The sequence below is a fragment of the Ruegeria sp. YTSC106 genome (assembly GCF_059609765.1).
In genome coordinates this window covers 185452-204494 of the sequence record NZ_JBXWMI010000002.1, presented here as the reverse complement: position 1 = coordinate 204494, position 19043 = coordinate 185452, and the positions used below count along the sequence as shown (strand labels likewise).

The following is a 19043-nucleotide window of genomic DNA, read 5'->3' as shown; positions in this document are numbered from 1 at the left end:
GCCCCAGAAGCTTTGAATGATTTGGTTCAAGGTTTTCTGAGCTTTGGCAAAACGCCGGGGCGCCAGTACGCTCCGGTATCTTCCCGCGCCTTCTGATAGGCTTCCACTCTTTCTCTGGCGGCCTCTCCCTCAGCGTCAAACAGATGCCCCAGCAGACATTCCAAGACGGCCATTGCCCCTGAAAAACTTGAAAACGGGTGCAGGGTTCGTGTGCTGACAGGGAGGACGACATCCGGTTCCACCCCCGGCGCGATAACCTTGCTGTCCGACAGCAACACAATACGCATCGACCGGTCGCGCGCAAAGCGCATCGATTGAATCGTGTCGGCGGAATAGGGGTGAACCGTGATGGCAAACAGACAATCCTCGGCGGTGGCTTCGACCAGGTCGTCGATGGCCGAGCCCATGTGGCGGGGCACCAACTGAAGCCCGGGATGGGCCATGCGACCGGCGTAGTGAAAATAATAGGCCAGCGCATGGCTGGACCGTGTGGCAGTCACATAACAGCGGCGCGCCGACCTGATGTGCGCGACGGCCTGTTCCGTCAAATGAGGGGCCATGAGCCGCAGCGATCTGGACACGACATTTATTTCGTTCTGCGCAAATCGTGCCTGCGCCGCACCAAACTGCCCTTGTTCCTTTAGGTGTTCCAGCCAGTCTTGCCCAAACCTGTCTTCGCCGTCGGTTGTCAGAGCGTTTCGAAACGGACGTCGAAAAGCGTCAAAGCTGTCATATCCCATGCGTTGCGCCAGCCGGATCAGAACATTCGAGCTGATGCCGATGCGATCGGTGGTGGTTCGGATTGGATTCAATGCGAAGTCGCCGGGATGATCGATGATGTATTTTGCGGCGACCTGCATTTGCGCCGGCATCTCATCGATCTCGCGGCGCAATTGCGTAACCAAGGAGGTGAGAGGGTGCGTCATGTGAAATATAAAACATATGTTTTTATATGGGTAAATTGAAAACGTAAGGTGATCGCATTAGTTGGAGGCAGGATAAGAGGACGTCATGACATCGAACGCAGCAAAAGCCTCTGGCAGGCCGTATATTCTGGTCGCACCAAACGGCGCCCGGCGGGGCAGACGGGATCACCCGGCGCTGCCAGTCACAACGGACGAGATCATCATGACTGCACGTGGCTGTCATGCGACGGGTGCGAACGGCGTGCATTTGCATGTACGGAATGCTGAAGGCAACCATTCGCTGGATGCCGGATTGTATCGCGAGACGCTGACCGAATTGCAGCGTGCGGCGCCGGGTATGGATGTTCAGATCACAACCGAGTCGGCAGGAGTTTTCGACGTCACAGCGCAATTTGAGTGCCTGAAGAAGGTTCAACCAGAATGGGCATCCATTTCGGTCAGAGAGATCGCGCGAGATCCTGATCTTGCGCCTCGGGTCTACGCGTTGTGCGCGGATCAGGGGACGCGGGTTCAGCATATTCTATATGACGCGAAAGACGTGGACTTGCTTGAAGACTGGCAATTGAAAGGCGTGGTGAAAGCGGATCAGACAGACCGTTTGCTTGTGCTCGGTCGGTATAGCGAAGGTCAGCAATCTGACCCTGCGGATCTGGATGTGTTTCCCTTCAGTCGGTCAAATTGGATGGTATGCGCTTTTGGGGCGCAGGAACATGCCTGTCTGGCCGAGGCTGCGCGGCGCGGTGGCGACGTGCGGGTCGGATTTGAAAACAGCTTAACGGGCCCAGGTGGCGCACCGTGGGCGGATAACGCGGCTTCGGTCGCTGCTTTGGTTGAAACTCTTGGAAGGACTGAAACATGAGTCATGTTTTCCCGCGCCACACAAAATCCGACCTTCCCATCGCGGCGGGTGGAGATGGCTGTTATCTGATCGATGCCAGCGGCAAGCGGTATCTGGATTGCGGCGACGCGGCAGTGTCCTGTCTGGGGCATTCGAACCCGGCGGTGATACAGGCGGTGCAACGGCAGGTGGAAAAGATCGCCTTTGCACATACCGGGTTCATGACGTCCGAACCGGCTGAAGCATTGGCGGATCTGTTGATCCAGTATGCTCCCGGAGACCTGGACCGGGTTTATTTCGTCTCGGGCGGGTCCGAAGCGACCGAAGCGGCGATCAAGCTCGCGCGTCAGTACTTCCTGGAGGTTGGTCAGCCTGAACGTCGTCATGTCATAGCTCGCAAGCAGAGCTACCATGGCAACACGCTGGGGGCTTTGTCAGCTGGTGGCAACGCCTGGAGACGGGCACAGTTTGCTCCGATGCTGATCGATATGACACATATTTCGGCCTGTTTTGAATACGCCGAGAAACCTGAGGGCCAGAGCAGCTTTGACTACGGTCAACGCGTCGCCAATGAGTTAGAGGCGGAAATCCTGCGGCTGGGGCCTGACACTGTGATGGCCTTTATGGCCGAGCCTGTCGTCGGCGCTACCCTTGGCGCGGTTCCGGCGGTTCAGGGGTATTTCAAGCGCATCCGCGAAATCTGCGACCAATACGGAGTGTTGCTAATTCTGGATGAGGTGATGTGTGGAATGGGGCGCACCGGTCATCTGTTTGCCTGCGATCACGATGGCGTCGCACCGGATATTCTGTGCATCGCCAAAGGGTTGGGCGCAGGCTATCAACCGATCGGGGCGATGTTGTGCACGGGCGAGATATATGATGCGATCCGTGATGGATCAGGGTTTTTCCAGCATGGTCACACTTATGTCGGCCATCCCGTGGCCACGGCAGCCGCCCTTGCGGTGGTCCGTGAATTAACAGAACGTGAATTACCAGTGCGCGCCGGGGTCATGGGGACAAAACTGCAATCCGCCCTGGAGGCCGCGTTTGGACAGCACCCGAATGTGGGTGACCTGCGGGGCCGTGGCCTGTTCCGTGGTGTGGAACTGGTGGCAGACCGTGAGGCAAAGACACCATTTGATCCATCGCTGGGAATTGCCGGAAAGCTAAAGAAGGCAGCACTTGCCGAGGGGTTGATCTGCTATCCCATGGCGGGCACCCGGGATGGTCGGAACGGAGACCATATCCTGCTCGCGCCGCCTTTCATTATAGAAGAAGAACAGATAGGTGAGCTTGTCGGAAAACTGGAACGCGCTCTTTCAGCAGTGCTCTGACAATACTGTGAATGCCCTGTTCGCCCGCAGCACGTTTGTTAATGTCGCCGGCGAATTATCAGTATGGGGCGAAGTCCATGGTGCTGGATATCTGGCGCAGTTTCCGAGCGCTTCCTTTGTGGGTGCAGATCTGGGTGGCCGCTTTTTTGGTGCCGGTTAACCTGTTTCCGCTGGCCTTTCTTGATCAGCCACAGGGGCATCTGATTGCTTTACTTGCAATTGCGGGCATGGCGCTGAACGTACCGATCATGGTGGCTGCCCGCGGGATGAGCGGCGCGATGGCCCTGCCGCACGTTCTGTGCTGGGTGCCGCTGGTCGTCATCGTGACGCTTCTGCTGATTTCAGAAGAATTCCTAAGCCCCGCCTTTGTTCGCTTTCTTTGGTTGCTTCTGATCGTCGACATCACATCGTTGGTGTTCGACTTCAGGGATGCGGCTCATTGGTTGAAAAGCAGGAAAGAGACTTAAAAAAGCCCCTTCGAAGGTGAAGGGGCTTTGATCGTTTCGGTATTTGGGCCGGGTTATTTCTGCGGAAGGGGGCCGATCATCATGATCATCTGGCGGCCTTCCATTTTCGGCATGTTTTCGATCTTACCCAGCTCTTTGATGTCCTCAGCGACACGCTCCAGCAATTCGCGGCCCAAGTTCTGGTGTGCCATTTCGCGGCCACGGAAGCGCAGGGTGACTTTCACCTTGTCGCCGTTCTCCAGAAACTTGAATACGTTACGCATCTTCACATCGTAATCATGCGTGTCGGTGTTGGGTCGGAACTTGACCTCTTTCACCTCGATGATCTTTTGCTTCTTGCGGGCTTCGGCTTCGCGTTTCTGCGTTTCATATTTGAATTTGCCGAAGTCCATGATCTTGCAGACCGGTGGGTTCGCATTGGGCGAAATTTCGACCAGATCAAGACCGGCATCGGCGGCCATCTGCATGGCTTTGGCGGGATGAACCACCCCGACATTTTCACCTTCGGCGCCAATCAGGCGGATTTCGGGGGCACGGATCTTGTCATTGACGCGCGGGCCAGTGTCACGTTGTGGCGGCGCGTTGTGAGGTCTGCGAGCTATGGGTTCATTCCTTTGATAATTGCAGAATTTCGAGCCCGGAATTTAAACCGGGCCGGGCCGCACTTCAAGCGGCATAAACACCGGCAGTTGCGAAAAAACAGTGTTTTGTCCGGTGTTTTTTGCGTTCGGGGCCACAAAGCTCCGAACGCAACCTACCTTTAGCCGACAAAGGCCTTTTCGATCACAAACTCCTTGGGTTCGGAATTCGCGCCTTCGCGCAGACCAAAACCTTCAAGGATTTCCTTGATATCCAGGTTGAATGCCAGCGAACCGCAGACCATCGCGCGGTCGGTTTCGGGCTTGATTCCGCCTCCTATGCCCAGATCCCTGAACACGGTGTCATCCTTCAGCAGGTCGGTAATCCGGCCCATCTTGGGGCTCTCTTCGCGCGTTGTCGTCGGGTAATAACGGATCTTGTCAGCGAAGCCTTCGCCAATAAGCTCGGCCAGCATTTCGTCCTGGCGGATGCTGTCGATCAATTGGCGACCGTATTCCAACTCGGCCACTTCGCGGCAGGTGTGGGTGATGATGACCTCGTCATAATCTTCATATGTTTGCGGTTCACGCAGCAGCGAAGCAAACGGGGCAAAGCCGGTGCCGGTTGCAAAGAACCACAAACGCTTGCCGGGCAGCAGGGCGTCATGCACCAAAGTGCCAACCGGCTTTGGGCGCAGGATGATCTGGTCACCGGGCTTGATATGCTGAAGCTTCGAAGTCAGCGGGCCGTCCTGCACCTTGATCGAATAGAACTCGAGCTCATCGTCCCACGAAGGCGAGGCGATTGAATAGGCGCGCAGCAATGGCTTGCCATTATCGCCCAGCAGACCGATCATCACGAACTCGCCCGAGCGGAAACGCAGCGTGGCGGGGCGCGTCACCTTGAAAGAGAACAGGCTGTCGGTCCAGTGTTTGACCTCGGTTACGGTTTGCGCATCCGGCAGGACGGGGGCCTTTACGGCAGTTGCTTCGCTCACGTGCTTCATCTCTGTCATCGTTTACCTGTCGGTCTGCTAAACCGACATCTCCGTTTAATCGTTGATCCAAGTCAGGAAAAGGGGACAGATTGCCCCCTTTGTGTCACAAGCCGGCGATGTGCGGCCTTTAACCGCGCAAACGGGCCTGATAGTTGTTCTCTTTCCAGTTGGCCCGGGAAAGCCACTGATCTTCGGGCTGGCGATATGCCAGGTCTCCGTCAATCTCAACTTCGTCAAAGCCGCTGCGACGCGCCATGGCGTATTGGTCAGCCAGAACGTGACCTTTGGCGCGCAAGCGTCCCGTATAGCCCTTCAGGCGCAGGGTGCGGGCGATGGTAAAGCCGCGACCATCGGCAAAGGATGGAAAATCCACCCGGACCAGCCTGGCACTGCCCAACCGATCATAAAGTTCATCAGGATCCGTGTCCGAGCTGACGTCCAGCGCAACCACGTCGTTCGCGGCATCGTCCAGAGTGACAAAGCCGTCGGTCCAGTCATCGGGCGAAAAGCCCTCATCCGTTACGATTACGTTCATGTTTTCTCTCCGATGCGCACCATCTTGCCGTCGACAAAATGAATGCCGCATTCTTCCTTGTTCTGATCGCGCCAGCGTCCGGCACGAGGGTCTTCGCCTTCCTTCACCGGCGAGGTGCAGGGCGCACAGCCGATCGATGGGTATCCTTTGGCCACCAGCGGATGCCGGGGCAGGTTGTTTTCTTCCATATAGGCGCGCACATCGTCCGGCGCCCAGTGGGCCAACGGATTGACCTTGATCCGGCCCGTACCGTCTTCGACCTCGAAAAACTCGAGCGCGGCGCGCGTTCCGGACTGGAACCGTTTTCGCCCGGTAATCCAGCCGCAATACCCGGTCAATGCCCGTTGCAACGGGAATGTCTTACGCAGGTTGCAGCACGCATCCATGTCGCGCGTACGCAGCGCGCCATAGGGGTCTTCACGTCGAATGTCTTCGTCATCCGCCCGAATGATCTTGATGTTCTTGAGCCCCAGACGCTCGCTGACTTCCTGTTGGTATTCCAGCGTTTCGGTGAACAGCATCTGGGTGTCGACGAACAGCACCGGTGTCGTCTTGTCGACCACCGCAGCCATATGAAGCAGCACCACCGATTCCGCACCGAAGCTGGAGACCAGAGCAAGTTCGTCGATCTCTTCAATGGCACCATGCATCACATCATGTGCGCTGTGGTGGCGAAACCGGGCATTCAATACGTTGACCTTCTCGGTCAGGTCGCTGCGATCTTTGCCCAGTTCCGTTTGGATCAGGTCAAGCGGCATTCGCCCGAGCCTCGGGGTAGAGGGCGGCCTTGAATGGGGCCATGCCGACGCGGCGATAGGTCATCAGAAAGGTCTCTTCAGCACTTTCGCGCAGATCCAGGTAGGTGTCGACGATGCGTTCCACGGCCGGCACGATCTCATCATAGGCAAAGCCCGGACCGGTGCGGTCGCCGATCGCGGCTGTCTCGGTTGCGTCACCACCCAAGGTGATCTGGTAGTTTTCGACGCCCGCGCGATCCAGACCCAGGATGCCGATGTGGCCCACATGATGGTGGCCACAGGCGTTGATGCAACCCGAGATCTTGATCTTCAGGTGTCCGATGTCATGCTCTAGCTTCATATCCTCAAAGCGGGTCGCGATTTCCTGAGCAACCGGTATCGAGCGGGCCGTTGCCAGCGCGCAGTAATCCATGCCGGGGCAGGCAATGATGTCGCTGATCAGGCCGATATTGGCGGTGGCCAGTTCGTGTTCCTTCAGCTTCGCATGAATGGCAGGTAGGTCCGATTTGTGGACATGCGGCAGGATCACGTTCTGCTCATGGCTGATGCGCAGCTCGTCATAGGCGAACTCTTCGGCCAGATCGGCCATCACGCGCATCTGCTCGGCAGTTGCATCACCCGGTGTCAGGCCATGCTTCTTGATCGAGATCGTGACGATTGCGTGGTCCGCGTTCTTGTGTGGTGCGATGTTTGTGTCGACCCACGAGCGGAAGACCGGATCGTTGGTGTAGGCGCTTTCGAACGACGCAACCGAAGCCTGACGGTAGGCTGGTGGCGCGAAATGATCCTTGATCTCCTCCAGCAGGTTCATATCCGCGCCTTTGAACTGCGGGCGTACCTGAAGGAAACGCTGGTTCACCTTGGCGCGGATGGCGTCGATACCATGCTCGTGCACGGTGATCTTGATGCGCGCTTTGTATTTGTTGTCACGGCGTCCGATCTGGTTCCAGACGGAAACGGTCGCCTCCAGATAGGCCAGCAGATCATCGAATGCGACAAATTCGGAAAGTTCCTTGCCGATCATTGGCGTCCGGCCCAGGCCGCCACCGACGATGACACGAGTACCCAGAACGCCGTCACGCTCGACCAGTTGCAGGCCGATGTCATGCGCTTTGATCACAGCACGGTCGTTTTCCGAACCAGTGATCGCGATCTTGAACTTGCGCGGCATGAACTGGAATTCCGAGTGGTCGGTGGACCACTGGCGCAGCAGTTCGGCGTAAGGGCGCGGGTCGGCGACCTCATCCGCTGCGGCACCGGCGAAATGGTCGGCGGTCACGTTGCGGATGGTATTGCCCGAGGTCTGAATGGCATGCATGCCAACCTCGGCCAATGCATCCAGCATGTCCGGCACATCTTTTAGTTTAGGCCAGTTGTACTGGATGTTCTGACGGGTGGTGAAGTGGCCATAGCCCTTGTCCCACTTTTCAGCCAGCAGGGCCAGTTGGCGCATTTGTGCGCTGTTCAGCGTGCCGTAGGGAATGGCGACCCGCAGCATATAGGCGTGTAGTTGCAGATACAGACCGTTCATCAGGCGCAGGGGTTTGAATTCGTCTTCGGTCAGCGAACCGTCGATACGGCGCTCGACCTGAGCGCGGAACTGCGCGTTACGCTCTGCCAGAAAATCTTTGTCAAACTCGGAGTAGCGATACATGTCTAGCTGTCCTTGGTTGCAGCCCCGAACCTGGGGCCTTGAAGGGGAGAGAGAAGGGCCAGAGGTCAGGCCCGGGGCTGCGGGGAAGTTTCCTGTTTGCCGTGGGCATAGTTGGACGGACCAGTGCGGCGGAAGTCTTCCCGGAAATGGGTGGGTTCGGGACCGTTTTCGCCAGAAACGGCATCGGCCAGATAGGCGCCCACGATTTTGTTTGCCTGACGCGCGGCATCCAGCAGGCGAACCTGCGCATGTGCCTCGTCGGTGATCAGTTCTGCTTCGCTCAGGTCACGGGACCAGCGGTCATCTTCGGTCAGATAAATCACGTCGCCTTCGAGCAAGTCATTTGCAGTGACGACTTTGGGGGAAAAAGCGCGGGCCATCAGGCAAGCTCCTTGTTGAATTCGGTTACAGCCTGCGCCGCTTCGCGCGGGGCAAGGCCATAGAAGGTCAGGGCCGGTCCATCCATTTCGGCGGCGGCCAGATCGGTGGGCAATTGGTCCAACGTGGTGGCCAATATCCGCTGGTCCGGACGCGAGGCATTCTCGACCAGAGTAATGGGCGTGGCGCGATCTGCGCTGTGCATGATCAGACGACCCTGAATGAACCGAGCGGATTTCTTGCCCATGTAGATCGCTGCGACGGAACCCGGCTGAGCCAAAGCGTTCCAATCGTGATCTGCGAATCCTTGCATGTCGTGTCCCGTCAAAAATCGAACCGACGAGTTGCGTCCGCGGCGAGTCAGGCTTTGACCGATGCCAGCCACGGCAGCAGAGGCCGCTGTGATGCCGGGAATGATCTGCCAGGATATACCGGCCGCATCTATGGCCTCGATTTCTTCGTCCAGACGACCAAAGACCGTGGGGTCGCCCGATTTCAGGCGCACCACACGGTGGCCATTCAGGGCGTATTCGACCAGAAGCGCGTCGATATCGCTCTGCTTCCACGAGGGGCCGAACCCGGCCTTGCCGACATCGACCAAAACGGCCTTTTGAGCGGCCATGTCCAGCACTGGTTTGCTGATGAGGCGATCGTGCAGCACCACATCCGCCTGCTCAAACGCAGTCAGCGCCTTGAGCGTCAGCAACTCGGGGTCACCGGGCCCAGCGCCGACAAAGTCGACATGGCCTATGGGGTTGGTCGTGTGAAAATCCTGCATCGGATCGTCTCGGGTGTTGTTTGACTTGACTCTCAATATAGGAAATATTCCCACCAAAGCGCCATATCGCCGCTGAAATAAGGACAAGTGTTCCGAAATTCTGGAAAACCGGAACAGGGGCATCGAAACAGAAGGAAAATTGGAATGTCGGTGCGGATAGATGACACGGATCGAAAAATTCTGGCCGAGCTGCAACGCGATGCGGGCCAATCTTTGGACGAAATTGCGGCTCGGGTCGGCAGTTCAAAGACGCCTGTTTGGAATCGTATCCGTAAACTCAAAGGGGCTGGGATTATTGGTCAGCAAACGGTTCTGCTGGATGCCGAGGCGCTTGGGTTCGAGGCCACGTTCTTTGTCTTAATCCGAACTTCGGAACATGAGGCGGACTGGCAACGTAAATTTCTGAAAGCATTGAAGGATCATCCCGAAGTGCAAGAGGCGCACCGATTGGCGGGTGACATCGACTACATTCTCAAGGTCCGGGTCAAGAACGCACGTGCCTATGATCAGTTCTACCAGTCGCTCATCTCGGAGGTGCGCGTGCATAACGTCACGGCTTTATTGTCCATGGAAGAAATCAAATCCACGACGATGCTGCCGCTGAATGCATTGGCCGAGGGGGCTTAGAAACCGAGGCGCTGCCACCTCCACCCGTTCCGGGCGCGTCCTTCGGGGTGTTTTCATCCGGCCGGATTCATAATCGCCAGAGGCATCGCCGATCAGCGCGAGTTGCAATGGTCAAGTTCTGACCAACAGCTGATTCAGCCCGTGAAAGTGATAGCTGTCAGAATAAAGTGGCGGTGCAGCCAGTTGCAGGTTTGGACAGCTTTCGAACAGGATCGGCAAAGCGATACGCATTTCCAGACGCGCCAGTGGTGCTCCGACACAGAAGTGAATTCCGCCCCCAAAGCTTGTGTTGACTTCAATCGGACGGCGCGGCTGAAACCTGTTCGGTTCAGCCCAGACAGCGGGGTCGCGGTTGGCTGCTCCAAGCAACAGTGCCACTTGCTCGCCGCGTTTGAATGAATGGCCGAACAGATCGACGTCCTCATACGCGTAGCGAGTGAACATGTGCAGAGGCGGGTCATAGCGCAGAATCTCTTCGATGGTTGCGTCGATTCCATCAGGTGCCAGGACGTCGGGTGCGGTATGGGTCTGCAACAAGGTTTTTACGCCGTTCCCCAGTGAATGCACTGTAGCCTCATGGCCTGCGTTCAGCAGCAAGATGCAGGTGGCAACCAGTTCGTCGAGCGACAGTTTCTCGCCTTCTTCTTCGGCACGTATCAACCGGGTTATCAGATCGTCACCGGGATCTTTGCGCCGCAATTCTATGTATTCCAGCAGGAACCCGGTAAAATCCCGAGATGACTTGGCGGCCCTATCTTCTGTGTCCTGCGTGCGATTGGCCTGATACATGGCAACCATTTCGTGTGACCACTGCAACAGGTCGGGGGCCATGCTTTCGGGTACGCCGAGAAGCCGACAGATGGTGATCACCGGCACCTGAGTGCAATAGGCTTCCAACAGATCGAACGAATTACAAGGGAAGTCTTTGATCAGGCCGCGGCAAAGGTCTTCGATAGAGGGTTGCAGCGCAGAAATCGCCCGTGACGTGAAGGCGCGCATAACCAGCGACCGAAGGCGTGTGTGCCTTGGTGGTTCTGCTTCAAGCAGTGAATGGGCCTCGATGACCAGCCAGGGCGCCAGATGGGCGGGACCTTGCTCTGCCAGTTCGGGCGGAACCTCTCGTCCAAACCTGCGATCCCGAAACAGGGCGCGAACCGCGCGGGATGAAACAGCGGCGACCATACCGTAGTCCTGCCAATAGAACAGATCGCCTGTGCGTCGCGCCATGTCGTAGAACGGGTAGGGGTTTTGGACGAAACCCGGGTCTGTCGGTGCTTGCGAAAAAGACTTCATGCGCCGCACACTTGCCATGCGGCGCGTTGAATGCAAGACCCTGTCTATGCACAGGGTTTGGTTCATATCCGGTTTTTTGCTCGCCGTCGGGTTATTGTCGGGGTTTGTCTGGTCTTATGGGTATCGGCAGGCCCTGTCTCAGCTGAGCGAGAAGGCAGAGGCCGATCTTGAGCTGGCGGCTGACCGGCTGAGCACGCAGATGCAAGTGTACCAGGAACTTGCCGTGCTGATGGCAACACATCCCGTTTTACATGAACTGGAAACACAGGCCGATATACGCCAGGCTCGGGGAATGTTGCTGGACGTTGCAGACAAGACTGCCGCCGTAAACATGATGTATCTGGATAAGAACGGGCAGGTTTTGGTGTCGGCGCAACCGGTGTCCCAGCGCAACATGGCCGGGCACCCAGCTTTCCGTCGTGCGATGCAGGGCGCACTGGGCAGTGCGCATGAGGTTGTGCCCGCGGGCGATGACCGGATTTATTCCTACGCCGCCCCTGCTTTTGGCCCGTCTGGCCAGATCGAAGGCGCGCTGATGGTTGTTGCCGATGTTCAGGACGTTGAACAGACGTGGCGCGGCAGTACCGAAGCGGTTTTCTTTGTCGATTCCGATGGTGTTGTTTTCATTTCCAACAGATCCGACCTGTTGTTCTGGCGCCGGGCGGACGGTGAGGCGGGATTGACGCCGCCAGATGATGCGGCCGTTGATTTTTCTTCAAAACAAGTTGGCAGGCACGAGTTGTGGCATTTGAACTGGGGGCGTTACCTGCCACGAGATGCGCTTCACCTGACTCTTGATTTGCCGGTTATCGATATGACTGCCGAGGTTCTGGTGGACGTGGCACCGGCGCTGCAACTTGCCAGGCTTCAGGCAGCGGCTGTTGCGGCTATTTGTCTGGCTTTCGGGGCGATGCTCTTTCTTGCCATGGAGCGGCGGCGGGCGCTGGCAGAAGCGAATGCCGTTCTGGAAAGCCGTGTGGCCAAACGTACCCATGACCTGACGGTTGCAAATGCCAGCTTACGCAAGGAAGTGACGGAACGGGAAGAAGCCGAGGCGGCGCTTCGGCGGGCCCAGGCGGACCTGGTTCAGGCGGGTAAGCTCAGCGCTTTGGGGCAAATGTCGGCAGGGATCAGTCATGAACTGAACCAGCCGCTTATGGCCATACGGCAATTTGCAGACAACGGCACCGCGTTCATGACGCGGGGAAAACCTGAAATGGCCGCCGAGAATCTGGGCCGAATATCCGAAATGGCGGCGCGGATGGCGCGGATCATCAAGAACCTTCGTGCTTTTGCCCGCAACGAAAGCGAACCAATGGGGCGTGTTGACCTGATACAGGTTCTGAATACCGCAGTTGAACTGACAGAGGCCCGCCTGCGAGATGATGATGTGACGCTGAACTGGGAGCCACCGAACAGCTCTGTGTATGTGTGGGGGGGGGAAGTACGTTTGGTGCAGGTGTTTGTGAATCTGATCAACAATGCGGCGGATGCAATGCTGGGGCGACCTAAACGGAAAATAGCGATAACGCTGCGCAAAGGTACCCGGCTGAGTGTTTCCCTACAGGACACAGGCCCCGGCATTGAAGACCCCGATCGGATGTTTGAGCCCTTCTATTCGACGAAAAGCGTTGGATCATCGGAAGGTTTGGGGCTGGGGCTTTCGATTTCATACGGGCTGGTTCAAAGCTTCGGCGGTGATATTCGGGGCGCGAACACGGAGGATGGGGCCATGTTTACCGTCGAACTGGAACCTTGCGACAAGGAAGAGGCCGCGTGATGCGCAGGGTTTTGTTGGTCGATGATGATGCTGCCGTGCGCGGGGCCCTGTCTCAAACTTTGGAATTGGCGGACTATCTGCCAATTACCGCTGGATCCTTTGTGGCGGCCAAGGATCACATACGTCGCGATTTTCCCGGTGTCATTATCTCGGATATCCGTATGCCCGGGCGGGACGGGTTCCATCTTTTGTCTTATGCACGGGAAATCGATCCGGATCTTCCCGTGGTGCTTTTGACAGGGGAGGGCGATATTCCCATGGCTGTCGACGCCATGGGAAAGGGCGCGTTCGATTTTCTGGAAAAGCCGTGCGCCGCGTCTGACCTTTTGGAGGTGCTTGAACGCGCCTTCACAGCGCGTTCGCAGGTTTTGGAGCAAAGAGCGGCGAAATCCGAGCTGGAACGTGGAGACCCTGCCGCGCGCTTATTGTTCGGCTTGTCGCCGCAGGCCGAGGCGCTGCGCGAGCGGGTTCGAACAGTCGCTCCGACAGGTGTCGAGGTACTTGTGACAGGACCGCCGGGCAGCGGCATTTCAAAGGTCGCCGAGGTCGTGCATTTGATGTCGCCCGCAGGGCAAGGGCCGTTTGTCAAACGCACCGCTTCAAGCCTCAGCCCCGATGAATTGGCCAAAAGCTGCGAAGACGCCGCTGGCGGATCGTTGTTTCTGGACGAAGTCTCTGCCATGCCCCAAGCTACGCAATACGCGGCATTGGAGCTGATCGAGCATGGACCGGGCGGGCGTATCATTGCGGGAACGACGGCTGATCTGTCGGTGCTGAGTTCCGAAGGGCGGTTTAATGCTGACTTGTTCTACAGGCTGGATGTAATGCGCGTGCGCATTCCATCCCTCGCAGAACGTCCCGACGACATTCCGGTGATCTTCCGTCACTACGTGGCACAGGCGGCGGAACAGGCAGGAATTACTGCCCCGGAGATTTCGTCCGAGCATCTTGCGTCGCTGATGGCGAGCGACTGGCCGGGAAACGCACGATCCTTGATGTCAGCCGCGATGCGGTTTGTGCTGGGTATGCCGGAAGAAGTCGCGCAGGCAACAGATCTGGGCCTCAGCGAACAGATGGCGCGGGTCGAGCGGTCACTGCTTATCGCGGCGCTGGGTCGTCACAACGGCAAAGCGTCAGATGCGGCGAAGGCGTTGAAGCTGCCGCGCAAGACTTTTTACGACAAGCTGGCACGGTATCAGATTCGGGCTGAAGATTACCGGCGGTAACGGCCGGGCTCCCGCCACCTTTTTCCGCATTAACATGCGTCTAAAGCTGTTGGGCTAGGCAGCCCGCTAATGCGGACTGCAGTTTCGCAGCTATTGATTCGGTTGTCTTGATTCGGAGGGTGTGCGGGTTTTCGCACAAACTGGAAAATTGCTGTGCGGAATCTCGCACTCGGGATTTGAGTGCGTCGGAGGATCGTTTCAATTCACGGTTAAACACACTGAAATAAAAGCGTAAAATGGAAAATCGAAAGGCGGGGAACAAATCATTGAGCGGATCGCGTTGATTCGTTTCACTTCGCTGCATCCGATACCGACCTGGTGTCGAAGGATAGTTTCAAGGAAGTCTGGGAGGAAAAGACAGATGAAATTCCTGACAACGGCAGCAACCGCTCTTGCGCTGACAGTCACAGCCACCGCAGGTTTGGCAGCCTGTGACGATGGTGAGATCGTCGTCAAGTTCGCGCATGTGACCAACACCGACAAACACCCCAAGGGCATCGCCGCATCGCTGCTGGAACAGCGCGTCAACGACGAGATGAACGGTGTGATGTGCGTGGAGGTCTATCCGAACTCAACCCTCTACAACGACGACAAGGTGCTGGAGGCGATGTTGCAGGGCGACGTTCAGCTGGCCGCACCCTCGCTGTCGAAGTTCGAAAAGTTCACCAAGCAGTTCCGCCTGTTTGACCTGCCGTTCATGTTCAAGAACATCGACGCTGTGGATGCATTCCAGGCTTCGGCTGATGGTCAGGCCATGAAGGACAGCATGCAGCGCCGTGGCTTGCAGGGGCTGGCCTTCTGGCACAACGGCATGAAGCAGATGTCGGCGAACAAGCCGCTGCTCGATCCGTCGGACGCTAACGGCCTGAAGTTCCGTGTACAATCTTCGGACGTTCTGGTGGCACAGATGGAGGCCATCGGTGGCAGCCCGCAGAAAATGGCGTTCTCGGAAGTTTACGGCGCTCTGCAGCAGGGTGTTGTGGATGGGCAGGAAAACACCTGGTCGAATATCTATGGCAAGAAATTCTTCGAAGTGCAGGACGGCATCACTGAAACCAACCACGGCATCATCGACTATCTGGTTGTAACCTCTGTGGACTGGTTGGACAGCCTGGATCCGGAAGTGCGCGATCAGTTCCTGACCATTCTGGCCGAAGTGACCGAGGCGCGAAACAAAGAAGCCTTTTCCGTGAACGAAGCAGCCAAAGCGTCGATTACAGACGCAGGTGGTATCATTCGTGAACTGAACCCTGAACAGCGTCAGGCCTGGGTTGATACGATGAAACCCGTTTGGGACCAGTTCGCTGGTGACGTCGGTCAGGACAAAATCGACGCCGCGCAGGCAATCAACGCCGGGTTCTGATCCGGATAAGGTCACGCGTCCGGGGACTGGGGAGTTATCGACGCGCTGGCCGGGCGGGCTGAACAAGCCCGCCCCAACCCTTCTCATCAATAAAATTGTGGGGACAGAGAGATGTCTGGTGCGAAATCCGGCCAAGGCGGGCTGGTCGACCATATCGAAGAAACCCTGATTGCGTTGTTGTTGGGCCTGATGACGGTCGTGACATTTGCCAACGTGATCGCGCGGTTTGTTTTCAATTCCAATATCCTGTGGGCGCTTGAGCTGACTGTATTCACTTTCGGCTGGCTGGTGCTGCTTGGCGCTTCGTATGCGGTCAAGAAACACTCTCATTTGGGCGTGGACGCAATCCTGAACATGCTGGCCCCGGCGCCACGTCGCGTTCTTGCGCTGATCGCTGTGGGGTGCTGCCTGGTGTTCTCGTTGCTGTTGCTGAAAGGCGCTTATGATTACTGGGCCGTCTTCGCGGATCTACCGCCAACATCCGGACGCTGGTTCCCGACAGGGTTCAATTTCGACGCCCGCAGCCAGAGCTTCTACGAAGTGGACGATATCCCAATGGTCGCTCCGCTGCGGTTTCTGGAAGATCTGATCAACTATGGCGAAGGCTATGAAAAGCTTCCCAAGGTGGTGCCATATCTGGTGCTGCCGGTGTCGATGCTGCTGCTGGTGATCCGGTTCGCCCAGGTCGCCGTTCAGATCTGGCGTGGTGAAACGGATCGCCTTGTCGCCAGCCACGAAGTCGAGGACGAGATCGAAGAAGTCCGCGCTCAGCAGGGAGAGCACAACTGATGGACGTCATTCTTCTTTTCTCGATGGTCATTGGCCTGTTGCTGATCGGTGTTCCGATTGCAGTTGCGCTTGGCCTCAGCTCGACACTGTTCCTGCTGATCTATTCTGATAGTTCGTTGGCCTCGGTCGCGGGTACGTTGTTCGAGGCGTTCGAAGGGCATTTTACCCTTCTGGCGATCCCGTTCTTCATTCTGGCCTCGTCTTTCATGACGACCGGCGGTGTGGCACGGCGGATCATCCGGTTCTCAATCGCCTGTGTCGGGCATTTGCCCGGCGGTCTTGCGATCGCCGGCGTGTTTGCCTGCATGCTGTTCGCAGCACTGTCCGGGTCATCCCCGGCGACCGTGGTCGCCATCGGCTCGATCGTCATCGCGGGAATGCGTCAGGTGGGTTACTCCAAGGAGTTCGCCGCCGGTGTGATCTGTAACGCAGGTACGTTGGGCATTCTGATCCCTCCGTCCATCGTGATGGTCGTTTATGCTGCAGCTGTTGAGGTCTCGGTTGGACGCATGTTCCTTGCGGGTGTTATTCCCGGTCTGATGGCAGGGCTGATGCTGATGATCACCATCTATGTCATGGCCAAGGTAAAGAACCTGCCCAAAGGCGAATGGAAAGGCTGGGGAGAGGTCTTTACCTCAGCCCGCGAGGCCGGTTGGGGCCTGTTCCTGATCGTGATCATTCTGGGTGGTATTTATGGCGGTATCTTTACACCGACCGAAGCCGCTGCCGTTGCTGCCGTCTATGCGTTCTTCATTGCCAGCTTTGTGTACAAAGACATGGGACCGTTGAGCACGGAAGAAGGTGCGCAGAATCTGCCGCTGCTCAAAAAACCCTATGCGCTGATCACAGCGTTCTTCCATCCGGACACCAAGCATACACTGTTTGAGGCTGGGAAACTGACTGTCACGCTGCTGTTTGTCATCGCCAACGCGCTGATCCTCAAGCATGTTCTGACCGACGAGCAAGTACCGCAACATATTGCCGAAGCGATGCTGTCGGCGGGCCTTGGTCCGGTCGCTTTCCTGATTGTGGTGAACGTGATCCTGCTGATCGGCGGTCAGTTCATGGAGCCGTCGGGCCTGTTGGTGATCGTTGCGCCTCTGGTGTTCCCGATTGCCATCGAGCTGGGCATTGATCCGATCCATCTGGGTATCATCATGGTGGTGAACATGGAAATCGGGATGATCACACCTCCGGTTGGTCTGAACCTGTTCGTGACCTCGGGCGTTGCGGGTATGCCGATGATGAGTGTTGTGAGGGCGGCGCTGCCGTTCCTGGCCGTGCTCTTCGTTTTCCTGATCATGGTGACGTATATTCCGTGGATATCGACCTTTCTGCCAAACACCTTCATGGGACCGGAAATAATAACCAATTAGATGGTCCGGCAATGAACAAAGCCGGGTGGTTGCGACCGCCCGGCTTTTTTGCGTCTTGAAACCAAGTGCAGAGTTCCTATCTGGGGTTCAGAGGACGACCTCTCCTTTCTGAAACATCATTCGGGACGACCCGAACGGATACGAGGTTGCCTTATGCCCTGGATATTTCTTTTGTTTGCCGGTCTTCTGGAAATCGTATGGGCGGTTGCCATGAAGCAATCAGCCGGATTCACCCGATTGTGGCCAACGGCCGTGATGGGCGTTTCGATGATAGGCTCTTTCGGTCTGTTGGCGCTGGCAATGCGCGATTTGCCGTTGGGCACCGCCTACACGATCTGGACCGGGATCGGCGCAGTGGGGGCGTTCAGCGTCGGCGTTCTGTTTTTGGGTGAAGCACTGACGCCCGCACGGTTTGCTGCGGCGGTTCTGATCGTGACAGGCCTTGTGGTGATGAAGCTGGCCTGAAGCCTTAGGCCAAGCCTGAGCGCGTCGTCAGGGAGCGGGACACACATGAAAAAAGACCGTTTTTTTGGCCGAAGGTATTGCGGAACAAAGCCCGGGTTCAGACGCTTTCCAACGCTTGAATGATGCCCGAAAACTCTGACGCCTTCAGGCTGGCGCCGCCTACAAGTGCGCCATCGACATTGGAAACTGCAAAGATGTCCGCCGCATTGCCGGGCTTCACCGAGCCACCATAGAGCAGACGGACGGAACGGCCCACGCCTTCGCCAAAGCGACGCTCCAGCCGGGCGCGCATGAAGTCGTGAACTTCCCCGATTTCTTCCAATGTCGGAACTTTGCCGGTGCCAATTGCCCAGATCGGTTCATACGCGACGATCAGGTTCTCGCCGGTTGACTGATCCGGAATCGAGCCGGACATCTGGCCGCCAATGATGTCGAGTGTATTGGCCGCCTCCCGTTGCTCAAGGCTTTCGCCGACGCAGATGATCGCCTTCAGGCCCGCATCCATCGCCGCACGCGCTTTGGCCCGAACATCTTCGTCATGCTCGCCGTGGTCCACGCGCCGTTCGGAATGGCCCAGAATGACCGATGTTGCTCCGGCATCCACCAGCATATCGGCACTGATATCTCCGGTATGCGCGCCGGATTTCGCTGCATGACAGTCCTGACCACCAACAGAGATAGCAGTTCCCTGAACGGCAATTGATGCGCGGCTGAGCAATGTGGCCGGGGGACAAATCAGGATGTCGACCGATGCCTTGGGATGGCTCTGAGACAGCGCCTTCAACTCACCCAGCTCAGCGCCGGTCCCATTCATTTTCCAGTTTCCAGCCGCCAGCTTCCGCCGCATATCGGTATCTCCCTGATCATCCGGTGATTTAGG

General features: G+C 57.2%; 20 protein-coding genes. 10 read left to right on the top strand and 10 right to left on the bottom strand.

Going from position 1 to position 19043, the window contains the following annotated elements; all coding sequences use genetic code 11:
• Positions 1-26: 26 nt before the first annotated feature.
• Positions 27-926 (bottom strand): MurR/RpiR family transcriptional regulator, encoded by a 900-nt coding sequence (locus AC2FEB_RS03265; RefSeq protein ID WP_117869108.1) that lies wholly within the window; start codon positions 924-926, stop codon positions 27-29.
• Positions 927-1011: 85 nt separating this feature from the next.
• Between AC2FEB_RS03265 and AC2FEB_RS03260 the strand changes: the two genes are divergently transcribed.
• From AC2FEB_RS03260 to AC2FEB_RS03250, 3 genes are read left to right on the top strand one after another with little or no spacing between them, the layout of a single operon-like run.
• The gene (locus AC2FEB_RS03260) at positions 1012-1785 is read left to right on the top strand and encodes a beta-keto acid cleavage family enzyme (protein WP_117869107.1); all 774 of its coding nucleotides are present in this window, start codon (positions 1012-1014) and stop codon (positions 1783-1785) included.
• On the top strand, positions 1782-3098 hold the full coding sequence (locus AC2FEB_RS03255) for an aspartate aminotransferase family protein (protein WP_496672077.1): 1317 nt from the start codon (positions 1782-1784) through the stop codon (positions 3096-3098). The genes AC2FEB_RS03260 and AC2FEB_RS03255 overlap by 4 nt, the downstream gene beginning before the upstream one ends.
• 41 nt (positions 3099-3139) lie before the next feature.
• A complete protein-coding gene (locus AC2FEB_RS03250; protein ID WP_496672080.1) occupies positions 3140-3565 on the top strand; it encodes a hypothetical protein in 426 nt (141 codons plus the stop codon).
• Between the two features lie 53 nt (positions 3566-3618).
• Here AC2FEB_RS03250 and infC read toward each other — a convergent pair whose 3' ends face one another.
• From infC to cobA, 7 genes are all read right to left on the bottom strand, one after another.
• Positions 3619-4080, bottom strand: coding sequence for a translation initiation factor IF-3 (gene infC, locus AC2FEB_RS03245; RefSeq protein WP_254683828.1), 462 nt, complete (start codon positions 4078-4080; stop codon positions 3619-3621).
• A 245-nt stretch (positions 4081-4325) separates the two neighbouring features.
• On the bottom strand, positions 4326-5159 hold the full coding sequence (locus tag AC2FEB_RS03240; protein WP_496672083.1) for a ferredoxin--NADP reductase: 834 nt from the start codon (positions 5157-5159) through the stop codon (positions 4326-4328).
• Positions 5160-5268: 109 nt separating this feature from the next.
• Positions 5269-5676, bottom strand: coding sequence for a DUF934 domain-containing protein (locus AC2FEB_RS03235; RefSeq protein ID WP_496672086.1), 408 nt, complete (start codon positions 5674-5676; stop codon positions 5269-5271).
• Positions 5673-6434, bottom strand: coding sequence for a phosphoadenylyl-sulfate reductase (locus tag AC2FEB_RS03230; protein WP_496672087.1), 762 nt, complete (start codon positions 6432-6434; stop codon positions 5673-5675). The genes AC2FEB_RS03235 and AC2FEB_RS03230 overlap by 4 nt, the downstream gene beginning before the upstream one ends.
• The gene (locus tag AC2FEB_RS03225) at positions 6424-8088 is read right to left on the bottom strand and encodes a nitrite/sulfite reductase (RefSeq protein WP_496672089.1); all 1665 of its coding nucleotides are present in this window, start codon (positions 8086-8088) and stop codon (positions 6424-6426) included. Before AC2FEB_RS03225 ends, AC2FEB_RS03230 begins: the two co-directional genes overlap by 11 nt.
• Positions 8089-8153: 65 nt before the next feature.
• A complete protein-coding gene (locus AC2FEB_RS03220; protein ID WP_496672092.1) occupies positions 8154-8468 on the bottom strand; it encodes a DUF2849 domain-containing protein in 315 nt (104 codons plus the stop codon).
• Entirely contained in the window at positions 8468-9244 is a 777-nt protein-coding gene (gene cobA, locus AC2FEB_RS03215) for a uroporphyrinogen-III C-methyltransferase (protein ID WP_496672094.1), read from the bottom strand. Before cobA ends, AC2FEB_RS03220 begins: the two co-directional genes overlap by 1 nt.
• A 144-nt stretch (positions 9245-9388) precedes the next feature.
• Here cobA and AC2FEB_RS03210 point away from each other — a divergent pair, with 144 nt between their 5' ends.
• A complete protein-coding gene (locus AC2FEB_RS03210) occupies positions 9389-9871 on the top strand; it encodes an Lrp/AsnC family transcriptional regulator (protein ID WP_117869097.1) in 483 nt (160 codons plus the stop codon).
• Between the two features lie 111 nt (positions 9872-9982).
• Here the strand turns inward: AC2FEB_RS03210 and AC2FEB_RS03205 are convergent, their stop codons facing one another.
• Positions 9983-11164 carry a cytochrome P450 gene (locus AC2FEB_RS03205; protein ID WP_496672097.1) on the bottom strand — a complete coding sequence of 394 codons (1182 nt, stop codon included), beginning with the start codon at positions 11162-11164 and terminating at the stop codon, positions 9983-9985.
• On the opposite strand from AC2FEB_RS03205, the gene AC2FEB_RS03200 reads away from it, so the two are divergent.
• From AC2FEB_RS03200 to AC2FEB_RS03175, 6 genes are all read left to right on the top strand, one after another.
• Positions 11163-12944 carry a sensor histidine kinase gene (locus AC2FEB_RS03200; RefSeq protein ID WP_496672100.1) on the top strand — a complete coding sequence of 594 codons (1782 nt, stop codon included), beginning with the start codon at positions 11163-11165 and terminating at the stop codon, positions 12942-12944. The two genes, AC2FEB_RS03205 and AC2FEB_RS03200, sit on opposite strands and share 2 nt — an antisense overlap.
• Positions 12941-14170 carry a sigma-54-dependent transcriptional regulator gene (locus AC2FEB_RS03195; protein WP_496672103.1) on the top strand — a complete coding sequence of 410 codons (1230 nt, stop codon included), beginning with the start codon at positions 12941-12943 and terminating at the stop codon, positions 14168-14170. Before AC2FEB_RS03200 ends, AC2FEB_RS03195 begins: the two co-directional genes overlap by 4 nt.
• Before the next feature lie 361 nt (positions 14171-14531).
• On the top strand, positions 14532-15533 hold the full coding sequence (locus tag AC2FEB_RS03190; protein WP_117869093.1) for a DctP family TRAP transporter solute-binding subunit: 1002 nt from the start codon (positions 14532-14534) through the stop codon (positions 15531-15533).
• 111 nt (positions 15534-15644) lie between these two features.
• A complete protein-coding gene (locus tag AC2FEB_RS03185; protein WP_299896735.1) occupies positions 15645-16322 on the top strand; it encodes a TRAP transporter small permease in 678 nt (225 codons plus the stop codon).
• Positions 16322-17698, top strand: a complete 1377-nt coding sequence (locus tag AC2FEB_RS03180) for a TRAP transporter large permease (protein WP_299896738.1) — start codon at positions 16322-16324, stop codon at positions 17696-17698. The genes AC2FEB_RS03185 and AC2FEB_RS03180 overlap by 1 nt, the downstream gene beginning before the upstream one ends.
• A gap of 153 nt (positions 17699-17851) precedes the next feature.
• On the top strand, positions 17852-18163 hold the full coding sequence (locus tag AC2FEB_RS03175) for a DMT family transporter (protein WP_117869090.1): 312 nt from the start codon (positions 17852-17854) through the stop codon (positions 18161-18163).
• Between the two features lie 97 nt (positions 18164-18260).
• Here the strand turns inward: AC2FEB_RS03175 and tpiA are convergent, their stop codons facing one another.
• On the bottom strand, positions 18261-19010 hold the full coding sequence (gene tpiA, locus AC2FEB_RS03170; protein WP_117869089.1) for a triose-phosphate isomerase: 750 nt from the start codon (positions 19008-19010) through the stop codon (positions 18261-18263).
• Between the last annotated feature and the right edge of the window lie 33 nt (positions 19011-19043).